This window comes from Lactococcus lactis (assembly GCF_029023865.1).
GTDB classification, from domain to species: domain Bacteria; phylum Bacillota; class Bacilli; order Lactobacillales; family Streptococcaceae; genus Lactococcus; species Lactococcus lactis.
The window spans coordinates 2,469,134-2,481,227 of sequence record NZ_CP118969.1 but is presented as its reverse complement, the minus strand read 5'-3'; the positions used below and the strand labels follow the sequence as shown (position 1 = coordinate 2,481,227).

16 protein-coding genes and 1 pseudogene are annotated in these 12,094 nt (G+C 35.3%); 5 read left to right on the top strand and 12 right to left on the bottom strand.

The window, feature by feature from the left end:
• Positions 1-4: 4 nt before the first annotated feature.
• From PYW37_RS12645 to PYW37_RS12590, 12 genes and pseudogenes are all read right to left on the bottom strand, one after another.
• Positions 5-798: pseudogene (locus PYW37_RS12645) on the bottom strand (bifunctional DNA primase/polymerase).
• Entirely contained in the window at positions 795-1,130 is a 336-nt protein-coding gene (locus PYW37_RS12640) for an HTH domain-containing protein (protein WP_025017251.1), read from the bottom strand. The pseudogene PYW37_RS12645 and the gene PYW37_RS12640 overlap by 4 nt, the downstream one beginning before the upstream one ends.
• The gene (locus PYW37_RS12635) at positions 1,117-1,311 is read right to left on the bottom strand and encodes a hypothetical protein (protein ID WP_025017252.1); all 195 of its coding nucleotides are present in this window, start codon (positions 1,309-1,311) and stop codon (positions 1,117-1,119) included. The genes PYW37_RS12640 and PYW37_RS12635 overlap by 14 nt, the downstream gene beginning before the upstream one ends.
• Positions 1,308-1,562, bottom strand: coding sequence for a hypothetical protein (locus PYW37_RS12630; protein ID WP_025017253.1), 255 nt, complete (start codon positions 1,560-1,562; stop codon positions 1,308-1,310). The genes PYW37_RS12635 and PYW37_RS12630 overlap by 4 nt, the downstream gene beginning before the upstream one ends.
• Positions 1,559-1,798 carry a hypothetical protein gene (locus tag PYW37_RS12625; protein WP_025017254.1) on the bottom strand — a complete coding sequence of 80 codons (240 nt, stop codon included), beginning with the start codon at positions 1,796-1,798 and terminating at the stop codon, positions 1,559-1,561. Before PYW37_RS12625 ends, PYW37_RS12630 begins: the two co-directional genes overlap by 4 nt.
• A 42-nt stretch (positions 1,799-1,840) precedes the next feature.
• Positions 1,841-2,122: a hypothetical protein gene (locus PYW37_RS12620; protein ID WP_025017255.1), complete on the bottom strand. Its 282-nt coding sequence runs from the start codon at positions 2,120-2,122 to the stop codon at positions 1,841-1,843.
• Positions 2,119-2,640 (bottom strand): hypothetical protein, encoded by a 522-nt coding sequence (locus PYW37_RS12615; RefSeq protein WP_025017256.1) that lies wholly within the window; start codon positions 2,638-2,640, stop codon positions 2,119-2,121. The genes PYW37_RS12620 and PYW37_RS12615 overlap by 4 nt, the downstream gene beginning before the upstream one ends.
• A gap of 10 nt (positions 2,641-2,650) precedes the next feature.
• Complete coding sequence (locus PYW37_RS12610; protein WP_155384496.1) at positions 2,651-2,815, bottom strand: hypothetical protein; 165 nt, start codon at positions 2,813-2,815, stop codon at positions 2,651-2,653.
• 14 nt (positions 2,816-2,829) lie between these two features.
• Complete coding sequence (locus PYW37_RS12605; protein WP_025017257.1) at positions 2,830-3,051, bottom strand: hypothetical protein; 222 nt, start codon at positions 3,049-3,051, stop codon at positions 2,830-2,832.
• Between the two features lie 186 nt (positions 3,052-3,237).
• Positions 3,238-3,423 carry a hypothetical protein gene (locus PYW37_RS12600; protein WP_021212075.1) on the bottom strand — a complete coding sequence of 62 codons (186 nt, stop codon included), beginning with the start codon at positions 3,421-3,423 and terminating at the stop codon, positions 3,238-3,240.
• 255 nt (positions 3,424-3,678) lie between these two features.
• Positions 3,679-4,371: a Rha family transcriptional regulator gene (locus PYW37_RS12595; RefSeq protein WP_059232545.1), complete on the bottom strand. Its 693-nt coding sequence runs from the start codon at positions 4,369-4,371 to the stop codon at positions 3,679-3,681.
• A gap of 176 nt (positions 4,372-4,547) precedes the next feature.
• Positions 4,548-4,742, bottom strand: coding sequence for a hypothetical protein (locus tag PYW37_RS12590; RefSeq protein ID WP_025017059.1), 195 nt, complete (start codon positions 4,740-4,742; stop codon positions 4,548-4,550).
• Between the two features lie 152 nt (positions 4,743-4,894).
• Between PYW37_RS12590 and PYW37_RS12585 the strand changes: the two genes are divergently transcribed.
• The 5 genes from PYW37_RS12585 to PYW37_RS12565 all read left to right on the top strand — a co-directional run bounded on the left by PYW37_RS12585 (position 4,895) and on the right by PYW37_RS12565 (position 12,088).
• Positions 4,895-5,683 (top strand): helix-turn-helix domain-containing protein, encoded by a 789-nt coding sequence (locus PYW37_RS12585; RefSeq protein WP_025017060.1) that lies wholly within the window; start codon positions 4,895-4,897, stop codon positions 5,681-5,683.
• A gap of 1,927 nt (positions 5,684-7,610) precedes the next feature.
• Complete coding sequence (locus tag PYW37_RS12580; RefSeq protein WP_025017061.1) at positions 7,611-8,789, top strand: tyrosine-type recombinase/integrase; 1,179 nt, start codon at positions 7,611-7,613, stop codon at positions 8,787-8,789.
• Positions 8,790-8,877: 88 nt separating this feature from the next.
• The gene (locus PYW37_RS12575) at positions 8,878-9,204 is read left to right on the top strand and encodes an alkylphosphonate utilization protein (RefSeq protein WP_032943552.1); all 327 of its coding nucleotides are present in this window, start codon (positions 8,878-8,880) and stop codon (positions 9,202-9,204) included.
• Between the two features lie 137 nt (positions 9,205-9,341).
• Positions 9,342-11,342: an ATP-dependent DNA helicase RecG gene (recG, locus tag PYW37_RS12570; RefSeq protein WP_023190222.1), complete on the top strand. Its 2,001-nt coding sequence runs from the start codon at positions 9,342-9,344 to the stop codon at positions 11,340-11,342.
• On the top strand, positions 11,342-12,088 hold the full coding sequence (locus tag PYW37_RS12565; protein ID WP_023190221.1) for a hypothetical protein: 747 nt from the start codon (positions 11,342-11,344) through the stop codon (positions 12,086-12,088). Before recG ends, PYW37_RS12565 begins: the two co-directional genes overlap by 1 nt.
• Positions 12,089-12,094 lie beyond the last annotated feature (6 nt).

The following is a 12,094-nucleotide window of genomic DNA, read 5'->3' as shown; positions in this document are numbered from 1 at the left end:
CTTTCTATTTCATCTTGAATACACTTTTCCAAATAGTTGCCAGCTCGTCATCAGGTAAGGGCGGACTGGTTCGATTGTTAAAGGTTCGCAATAAGTCCATGCAATGATTGTTATCAATGCCGATTTTTCTCCAGTAGTGAAGTATTCGGTTCGTGTCATTGTTTCGGTTGCCTTTTCGTGCGCCTTGGTTGAATAACTCCCACATTTCAGCGCCATAAGTCCGACTGCCTAACGTTGGCTTGTGTCTTTTTTGTGGTCGCTGTATCATTTCAAGTAACCAGTCAGGACAATCGCAAAGACTATCGAAAGTTAAAGGCTCGTTAGTTTCTGTATCATTCAAAGGGATATAATCGCCGTCTGTGCGTTTGCTTGGGTAGATTGGTGTGAAGTGTGTCTTTATCTCCACGCCGTCCGCTAGTTCATTGACAATCGGCTGACTGAATAGCTCTTTGGGAACTTTAAAGAAAACGTGTAAGCCGTTGCCTGTTGGTGTCTTCTCGACATAGGTACTTAATATTTCCCCCTCGCTATGTTCATTCCACAAGCGACTGAATACAGCTCTGCCATTCTGTCCGTTTTCGTGTTGGTCTAAGTCAATACAAATCAAACCGCTATTTCTAAGATTAATCATGATGTTACGGTTCGGTATTTCATCAAACCATTCGCTTACTGTGATTTCATCAAACTTCCTGAAGAACTCCCCTTTATAATTGCCCTTTCGCTTTTTCCAGCGGGATAACCAGCGATAACAGAAAAACCGCGATTAATACAGTTTAGGGCTTGTTCTTTTGGTGTCAATAGTCAACCTCCTCAAAGAGTTGGTCAATCCAATCAAGTTCTGCAAGCGTATAGCCATTGACTGCATTATTAATCGCTATGCCTGTGCGTTGTTTCTTGATAATGCCAGCTCTGCGCTCGTCTTCGTTAGTTGGAATAAAATAGCCGTTATCAATTGAACCAATGGCGCAACCTTGCTTATGGAGGTACTCAATGCGACCTTGTAAGGTACGAAAATCAATGTTAAGGTTTTGTGCTAAATTTCTACCTTTGATAGCTCGGTCAATTCCTCGATGTTCAGCAAGAAATTTAATAATGTTTTGGTCTAATTTCTGTAAGTCAGTTATCTTCATTGAAATACCCCCAAATTCTAGTAATGGTTTCTAAAAATTGCTCATAGCTTGCTCTCTGTCTAGCTTCGCCAATCAAGGCAAACATTAAAACAGTAATAGCTTCGTTGCTTGTATCGCTGATAAGATATTCTAAATTGTCCTTATTACTTTCATTTTCAAGGACATCAATCGTAATTTTCATGGTTTAGTTTCCTTTATCTGTATTTTTATAATAGCCAGCTCTTTACCTAAAAATGGTACTGGTTGGGTGCATAAGTTTCTTTTTACTCCGCTGGGTAAGATTATGCTTGTACTCTCCTCAAACTGCTGTATTAAGTCATATTTGACCGCTCGTGCATTGTGAATAATCTTAAACGGGTGTTTGCCTGCTGGTCTAAAACTATTCCGTCCGTACCGTTTTAAAGCCGTATAGCCTTGGTGATGTTCAATCATTTCGCTACCTCATCAAATAAGCTGATTTCTCCGCCCTCTTTTTCGCCCTCAAATCGGACACCGTGCTTGTATTTACGAACTTTAAAAGAATAATCAACTGTGCCTGTATTGGCATTCAATGGGTCTAATTTCTCAATCTGCTTGTCTGTAAGTTCTGTATGATAGGCTTTTAAGTTTTGCATGCCTACGCTATCAATACCAACCACATAAGAACAAGCTCTAATAATATTTGTCATTTTCTCAATCCTCTAATAAAATTTGCCCTGCCTGACAAGTTGCTAAGTATCTATGATGATGAACTTGCATATATCATCAATCAAATAGTAAATAAGTGAAGTTTTGTATCGTGGTTTATAGCGATTCAATCCGTGCTTTTCCCAATTATCAAGTGTGCCGTCTGATATATCTAAGTCTTCCATAACACGCTTTTTAGAAATATAAGGTAATACCCGCTTTTCATTTCTGATTTTGAGTTGTGTGCCAAGATATTTATTAAATAAATGAATGACTTTATCCACTAAGCCATGCGCAACAAGGTTCGTTAAGGTGTCGTCATTCATTTCTTGCCTCCGTTTTTACGTTTAGCGATAACTTCCATAACTGCATAAGTGAGTTTATCTTCACTAACTCCTAGCTCATGAGAAAGTTCCGCAACATCATCAGCACCGATAATGTCAAACGCTGATAGAACTGTTTCTTTTGATTTTCTACGTTGTCTTTCCTGACGAACGCCACGATTAAAAGCTATGTTATACAGACATTCATAAGCAAAAACGCGTTCCCATTTCTCCCAATCGTCCTTATCTTGTTTATTTAACAATTGAGAAACATCTTTTTCAATGGCTTTAATTAATGGATACAACCCGTTAGGGCTGTCTGTTTTCTTTTGCGTTTGCTTTATCTCTTGTTTAATACGGTATTTTTCAACAATTTCAGAAGTGAGCTTCATCTTAAATGGTTTGCCTTTTGGAATGTGTAACAACTTACTTAATGGTATCCGTCCGCCTTTGATATCAAATGAAAGCAGTGTTTCATCATTATGACGGTATACTCTTAAATCAAATGTTTTAAATTTCATGCTTTACCCCTTAACCTTTCGTCATGTATCTAGCGTATGAAGTTACGTTTCTAAACGTGCGTTCTAAGCCTCGTTTGTTCCAAACCGTCCAAGTATGAGTGCTTGGGTCAAACTGCACTTGTGCGCCTGATTGTGTGCCGTGAGTGGGGTAGATTACCTCTATTGTGTTATTCATTTTTTGCTCCGATTCTATTCAATTATTGATACACCGATAATGTTAGCAATGGCCATAAGGGAATCACTGACATAATCTGACAAGTCCTGTGCGTTACCTTTGGTAATAAAGTGAGTGCCTTTATCGTCTAACTCTAAACTTTCATAAGTTCCGCTTGCATAATCATTAACAGCTTTGTAGATGTTTTGTATATACATCTCAACTTCTTCGATATGAATTTCTAGTTCTTCAAACATGATTTTACCTTTGAATTTCTAGGGCTAATTTGTATTTTAGGGTACAAAAAAACTCTATTTCTCACACTTTAAAAAATGCGTGTTGAAAAAGAGTTCACTTCTTGATATAATATATTTATCGAGTGAAACTCTCGGTGCTAAGTGATTATCGGTTGACCGTCCAAAGTTAAGCCTTTAATCACTTTTTTATTTTAATTCATCTTTCAATTTATGAATGCCTGTGCGTATTGCTACGCTTTTACTAACTTTTTTCTTAGCAATGTATTCCTCTAAGATGTCATTAGTTTCATCATCACTCATAAAAGACATAGTTTTTGTTTTGGGTTTTTCCGAAAACGGTCGCCCTAGTTTCTTTTTTTCTTCCTCAGTCACTTATAAAGCCTTTCTTTAGAATATTGTAAATCAGCTAGTACTCGTTTTTCTTTATAGATTTAACCCTTAACTAACTTACATTATCTATTATATAATAGATAAATATAATTGTCAACAATTAACTATTAGATAAATCATTTTTTCAAGAAGTTCACTCTTATTCAATTGTCAAAGGTCAATCAGCTTTGATTTTGCTGATAATTTTTGTTAGAATGGAGTAAAGCAAAACTCATGAAGAGCTTGCCTTACAATAGTTTAAAAGTCTTTACTTTGGTCGGTGTGGACTTTTTTTGTTGTCATTGTAGCTTTAATAGCAACTTTGAGTGGTTCGTAATCGGAACCAGCTTCAATCATTGCTATTGCGATACTTTCAAGCATTTTGTAACGTTCCATTTCCACCGAATCAAGGAGGTCTAGGAGCGTTTTTTCTTTTCTCCAGTCAGTATCTCTAGCTTGAATTTGCTTCTTGGTTAGTCCTGTCGCAGTAGTAGCAAGCAAACTTCTAATAATGGTGTGCCATGTATTGCCATGACGTGGATAGTGTACCCATTCTGAAATAGATTGATGAAGATTAACACCTTTTTGTTTCTCGACTGCTCTTGCAATCTTTCGTGCCTGAAGCTCTTTTTCCATTTCATTAAATCGTTTTACAAGAGCTAGTTTAAAAGCTCGAACTGGTTCGGTATTGTCTAGCCATGTAATAAGTAACATAGCTTGGTTACGATTGAGTTGATAAATTTTTGTTGGACGTCCACCAGTTGAACCTTTAATAGGTTTTGTCATTTCAAATGACAATATCCCTAGCTCTTCAAGGTCTTGTTTATTGTTATCAATCAGTTTACGAACTGAAATTTTATTAAGTCCTGCATATTCAGCAATAACGACATGGTTAGTTACAACTTCCGCTTTACTCATGTCAGGACTGGTTAAAAATGCTAAGTCTTTCATTTATCCTCGTTTCTACGTAGTTTTATGACATCGCGGTCATGGTTAGGGCAGTAGTTTAGAGCCATGCTTAGGCTGTGAGAATCAGGAAAGATACTTACAAGGACGTGAATACCTTGTGTACGTTCGTTAGATAGAAATTACTTACAACTATCAACAATTGTTCTCTTTGATGATTATTAATAGTCTTTAGCGAGCCATTCAGTAATGCGTTCGTATGTACTCTGACGTACTTTCTCATTACGTGTAGGACTTTCAAGACGTCCGTAAGTAAGGCGGTTAATTCCAAGCTGATCGGCTACCTCACTTTTGGTTAAGTTCAAAACTCCTCTTTTTTTTCGTAAAGCTGTTTTAATTTCGTTTGTTAAATACATCTTCAACCTCTTTTTTATTATTTCCTCAACTTGAGGATATATTAATTATAATTTCTTTTATTGAGGATGTCAAGCATAAATGTCTCAATTTGAGAAATTTATATTGCTTTTTATTTCTTTTTGGTTTATAATCACGTTAAAGGAGTACAATTATGACCGTTAATAGATTAAATGCACTACGAAAAGAGAGAGGACTAACATTAAAAGAGCTGAGCGCTGAACTTAGTAAAATAGGGATAAAGGCTACTCATAGTCAACTAGGATATTGGGAGAAAGGTGAACGTTCTCCCAGAAGTGAAAATACATGGAAACAACTTGCAGATTTTTTTGATGTATCTGAAAGCTATTTATTAGGCTACTCAGATTATCGAAAAACTCCAGACGAAAGATTGAAAGGAAAAATAGCTGAGGATAGCTTGAAAGCCGAGGAGTTAAAAAAAGATATACAAGAACTCCAAAAACTGTATGACGATTTAAAAGATGAGTATGAACGATTTTTAAAGGAACCTTTCAATACCATAGAGGGTACAACGCTTTACAAAATCTTATGTATGTATGAAAGAATAAAGCTCGCCAATAGTTCGGTAGAATATAAAAAAGATGAATTTATAGACTCCTATGAAACATACTTAAAAGACTTTGCTGAGGAACTTTATAGAAACCATTCTGAACTAGGATTTATTCAAGAGGACATCGCTAACAACACTAGATTACTTGAAGGCGTGTTAAAAGGAAGTATTTTTTCGTTAAGCGATAGAATAAACCCTGACTTTGAAAAAAATGGTAAATCTCAAAAAGAAATATCAGAAGAACTGAAAGTTATACCATATGTTTTGAACTATGAAGCCACTATGAAAGTGGTTGAATATGCCAAAATGCTAAGTGAAAGAGATGAAAATATATTTAATCCCCCTACTAACGTAAACAAAATAAAAAAATGACGTACCAAGTCAATTTAATGCTTACATTTGCCAACAATTAGCAAGTGTACTTTCAGGTACGGTTGTTCAGTATGATACTGACAGTATGTAAATTTTGTATGTTGTTCATACCCTGCGTGATGTCGGTATAGCTTTCTGCCACAAGTGGCAAAAACGAAAATTTCGTTGTTGTTATTAAGGGGGTCGTGATTCGCGACTTGCTAGGGAGGAACGGATAGTTACCCCTTTTTTTAGGGTCTCAGATAATGAAAGATACTTTCTCACAATTTTGTGATTAACCTTGTCTAAACCTTGTTAGTTTTATCTAGCCATAATCTCATTTTATTTATATGTTTTTGGTTTCACTTTTTTCTGAAACCAATAATAGGATATGAACATTTTTGTACAAATCTCTATAGGTTCACTCTGAAATAACATAATTTGATACCGAAAAAAATGTCGAAAGCAAACTCACAAACCGCATAATACCAACTATTGTTGAGGTCAGCAATAATGTAAAACAAAAAAGCCACCCCGAAGAATGGCTTGACTCTAGGAATAGGATGAAGTCTCACAAACATCCCGACTATATTATAGCACAAAAAAAAGCGCCCCACGAGAGTGAGGCGCTTAGGAAATTATGCAATGAGAATTTCATGGATTAAAATCCTCAAAGATTTATATAGGATAATTTATTATATCGCTACCATTATTTTTTGTCAAGAAAAAAACGCCCCAGTTAGGAGAGGGACGCTTAGAATAAACTTTATGAAAAAGTATATTTTTTGGAATAAATTTATTATACAACATATTCTATAATTTTTACAATAAAAAGCCACTCCAAAGAGTAACTTTATACTTGAAAGTAATGACATCTCAAAATCATTATACTTTCATCTTACACCTTTTTGTATTGGTTTTCAAATTAGAAAATAACAACATTCTAATTACATTTTTTATTAAACTACCTGAGGTCGTATTTTACGACTTTAGCAATCAGCCGAAAATTCGTCTCATTAACTATCTTAGGTTTTGTATCTAAATTAACAGAAGAAAGCCTGTAATGATATGGTGTACCTCAAACTACACCATATCCATTGTTGATTAACTTAAATAATCACTCAGCGCAAACTTGCGCTCTCTAAATATGAGGAGCCCCCACTTTTCGGTTCTCAACTTTCGGAAAAAAGAGAAAGTTCATATCATCCGCGTAGGAGTATTTCAAACTCCCCAATATAATCAAAGTGGTTTATATCCACTATAAACTTAGAAAGAATTTACACCATAAAAAAAGACGACGTTATCAAACTATCAGACGGACAGACAACCATAATTGTTACTGGCGATGAATCAACGAGTTTGAATAATTGCTATATTGTACGCCTAGAAAATGAAGATATAAGCGTAGTTGATAGAAAAGCTCTAACGCTTGCGGAATCATTGAAATAATAGTCGTTTATAACAAATTCCCCCTTTTTCCACCAATTCCATAAGTAAATTATTGAATCTTTTTTTACTTAACCCCAATACGTGCAAACCTGAACCACGTTAAAAGCTGATAGGAGGAAATATAAATGTTTAAAGCAATCAAAGAAACAATTAAAAGTTTTATTATATTTTGGGCTATTAAAAAATTATTTAGTTTTGCTTGGCGTTCTTTCACTTCTAAATAACTATCAGTCTGTTTCTTATAATCTGTTACCGTTGATACTTTACTGTTACTCTTATTTTAGAGAAAGGTATCACTATAAACCCTTTATTTATATAGCTTTATAATACTTTGTTACCGTTGATACCGTAAAATATACTATATCAGTTTAGAATTTAATAACTCTATAAACTAATAAACCAGTTAACTAATTAATCGTATAAGCTCTAATAACAATATTTCTCAATCCTCGTACATGCCTTGCCTGACATTAGTACAAAATGGAAAGGAAGAAATAATATGAATATTAAAGAATATATAAAAAAAGACGGTACAAAGGTGTACCGCGCTAACGTCTATATAGGTGTGGACGTCCTGACTGGTAAGCAAGTGCGAACAAGCGTAACCGCAAAAAGTAAAAAGATGTGTGAAACTAAAGCACATCAAGTTATAAACGATTTTATCAATAACGGTCAAACAATTGCAAGAAAAAAAGTTTCTTTTGATAACTTTGAGTCTTTGGCTTTAAGCTGGTTTGAAAGTTATAAGCTGACTGTTAAAGCCAACAGCATAAGGATAGTAAACAATAACTTAAAAGTTTATATATTGCCCGAACTTGGCGCGTATAGAGTTGATAGAATTAATCCCGTGTTATTACAAACAATCGTTAATAAATGGGCAAAGAATGCGAACACGGCCAAAATAGTAAACGGCAAGCGCGAACGCGGTAAGTGTAAAGATTATAAAGTTATGGTCAATATCATTAAACGTATTCTTGACTATGGTATACAGTTAGGGGCTATTGAAGAAAATCCAGCTACTAAAGTTTTTCCGCCAAAACTCAAAATTAGAGAAGTTTCAAAAATAAAATACTTTGATAATGAAGAACTTAAACAATTTCTAACATACTTAGACACTTTGGAAACAACGCCAACAAATAAAAGGCGTATAACTTTATACCGCTTTTTACTTGCTACTGGTTTACGTATTGGGGAGGCTTTGGCGCTGTCATGGTCTGATGTTGATTTTATTGATAAGTCTGTATCTGTGAGCAAAACAATGATACAAGCGCAGGGAGTGCAAAACATGCCCAAAACGAAAGAGAGTAACAGGGCGATCGCTTTGGACAATGACACTATTAAAATGCTGAAAGAGTGGAAGAAGTGCCAAAATAATAATACTGTTAGGCTTATAGATTTGCCGATATTCTCGTACAATGGGAAGACATACACTTATATAAATGAAGTAACTCAACTAAAAAAACATTTTGCGCGTGCCAACGTTCCTAATATTGGCTTCCACGGCTTTCGTCATACTCATGCCAGCCTTTTAATGAATAATGACGTAAACCCTAAAGAGATACAAAGACGGCTTGGACATGCCGACTATGCTATCACAATGAACACATACAGCCACTTATCCAAAAGTAAAGAAAAAGAGACCGCTGAAAAGTTCGGCGACATCTTAAAAGCATTATGATTTTTTGGACGAACGTAGTAAAAAGCGATAAAAAATAGCGTTGTTTTCTGTGGGGTGCTTATATATCAAGGGTTGAAGCTCTTTATATATTCATTGTTCAAGTGAATATACTTATGAATTATCAGATACGAGCTTTGGCTGTTCTGAATGTGGAAATGAATTTACTCTTGAGGAAATTGAGGCAGCTGGAAAATTTATTGTCCTTGATAGTTTAGGAAATGAGTTAGAAACTGGGAATGACCTTGTTATTGTACAAGATTTGCCAGTTAAGGGAATGCCAAAACCAATTAAGCAGGGAACAAAAGTGAAAAACATTCGCATTAATCCAGAAGGGAAAAATGAACATTTTATTGATTCAAAAATTCCGGGCTTTGGAGCAATTGCTTTGAAGGGTTCAGTTGTTAAGAAAGCATAAAAAATAATCAGAGTAATTTCTGATTATTTTTTTACTGACAGAGCTTTCTGTCAGTAAATTTTGCTGATAAATTCTCTGTCAGCAAATTATATTTGATTTTTGAAGCATTTAACCTTATATATTGGTATAATAAAAGTATGAAATTAACAGATTCAGTGCAATTTTTAAAAGGTGTGGGACCGAAATCTGTGGAAAATTTCCATAAGTTAGGAATTTTCACGGTTCAAGATTTATTGCTTTATTTCCCTTTTCGTTATGAAGATTTCGCAAGTCGTTCGGTTTTTGAACTTGTTGACGGAGAAAAAGCAACAATTATTGGAACGGTAGTGACACCAGCTAATGTCCAGTATTACGGATTTAAACGTAATCGACTTTCATTTAAAATTAAAGAAGGTGAGGCCGTGGTTGCTGTCAGCTTTTTTAATCAACCTTATTTGGCTGACAAAGTGGAAGTTGGTAAGGAAATTGCAGTTTACGGAAAATGGGAGCAGGCAAAGCAACAACTGATGGGGATGAAAGTTGTGGCTCAGGTGGACGATGGCTTAGAACCTGTTTATCATTTGACAGCTGGTATGAAACAAAGTCAATTGGTCAAAGTAATTCATCAGGTTTTTGAATCAGACCTTCTATCAGAATTACCTGAGAACTTACCAGAATTTTTGATTAAAAAATATCGTCTGATGAACCGGCAAGAAGCCGTTTTGGCTATGCATTTTCCTGAAGATACGGAAGCTCATAAGCAGGCTTTACGTCGTGTAAAATTTGAAGAATTATTCATGTTTCAGTTGAAATTACAGGCGTTAAAAAATAAAGAAAAGTCGGGCCGAGCAGGATTAGAAGTTGTTTTTGAGCAAGGAGAAATTGATCAGAAGATTTCTGAATTACCTTTTGAACTGACAGATGCTCAATTAAGCGCTTTGTCAGAGATTCTGACGGATATGAAATCTCCTTATCACATGAATCGACTTTTGCAAGGTGATGTGGGTTCTGGTAAAACAGTTGTTGCTTCCCTTGCCATGTACGCGGCTTGTTTGGCGAATTTTCAAGCAGCAATTATGGTACCAACGGAAATCCTTGCCCGTCAGCATTTTGCAAACTTGAAAGCTCTTTTTCCAGAATTGCAAATTTCACTTTTGGTTTCGGGTTTGAAAGTGGCAGAGCGCCGCGAGATTTTGGCTGATTTAGTTAGTGGTCATACACATATGGTAGTTGGAACTCATGCACTAATTCAAGAAGGGGTCGATTTTTATAATTTGGGTCTTGTGATTACAGATGAACAACACCGTTTCGGAGTTAATCAGCGAAAAATTTTACGAGAAAAAGGGCAAAATCCAGATGTTCTAATGATGACAGCTACACCCATTCCAAGAACGCTTGCGATTACGGCTTTTGGGGATATGGATGTTTCAATTATTGATGAACTACCCAAGGGACGTCAACCCATTACTACAAGGTGGGTCAAACATGAACAATTTTCCGAAGTTTTAAGTTGGATAAAAGCAGAGGTTGCTAAAGATTCACAGGTTTATTTTATTTCACCTTTAATTGAGGAAAGTGAAACGTTGGACCTGAAAAACGCAGAAGCTCTTTTTGCGGAATTAAATGAATACTTTGGATTATTTGCCAAAATTGGTCTTTTACATGGAAAAATGAAAAATGATGAAAAAGACCAAATCATGCAAGAATTTAAGGCTAAAAAATTAGATATTTTGGTTTCAACAACAGTGATTGAAGTGGGAGTTGACGTTCCTAATGCTACCATTATGGTGATTATGGATGCTGACCGCTTTGGACTTTCGCAGCTTCACCAATTGCGTGGTCGTGTTGGTCGGGGAACAAAAAAATCTTATGCCATTTTAGTAGCAAATCCTAAGTCCGATTCAGGAAAACAACGGATGAAAATTATGACAGAAACACAAAATGGTTTTATTTTAGCCGAAGAAGATTTGAAAATGCGTGGTTCTGGAGAGATTTTTGGACTTCGTCAGTCAGGACTTCCAGAATTTATTGCGGCTGATTTAGTCAATGATTATAATATTTTAGAAGTGGCTAGAAAAGAAGCAGTTGAAATTTTTAAAAATGCAGATGAGTTTCCTGATTTGATTGCTCAAGTTAATGTTGACGGGGGCTTTGATTGATGAGTAAAATGGATAATGAAAAATTAGACCACTTGATTTTAGAAACGTGGACAGATTTTATCGACTTAAAAAATAAAGCTGAGCTGTCAGAAGTTTTGATTCCAAATAGTATGCCACTTTTGTGGTTTGGTGACTTAGCCAAATATGAAAAATCAGACTTAAAAATACTGACGGTCAGTAAAAATGCTTCTTATGCAGAATTTGGTGAAAATCAACGTTATGAAAAATTACTGACAGAATTTTCGTCAGTAAATTTGGAAACTTACAAGTCAAATCTCAATCGGTATTTTGAATACAATCCTAGTCCTTGGTTCAATCAGTTAGCAAAATTTTTACCTGTTTTTGATTCAGCTTATAAAGAATCTGAAAATCAAATTAATCGAGCCTTACACATTGATTTGTTTACCCCAATTGCGACACATCCAGTTTGGCCAGGTTTAGCTAAGAGCCAACAAGAACAATTCAAGATGAAATTTCCGCAACTTTTGCAACTTTTAGAACCAGATATTTTACTGACAAGTCTGTCAGTAAGTAATTTAAAAATTTTACTTAAAAATGCTGGAACTGAAATCGAAGAAATATTTGATAAAGAAGAAGTAGGAAAAGCTGCCAAATACGTTCGAGCTTATCGTGTCGATAAAAAATTAATCGTGATTAACGGTCGAAACTTTCAAGGAACTTATTTCGGTGGAATGACTGACCAGTTTGTTAGAAAATGTCTGACAGAAATTAAAGGGATGATTTGATGATTG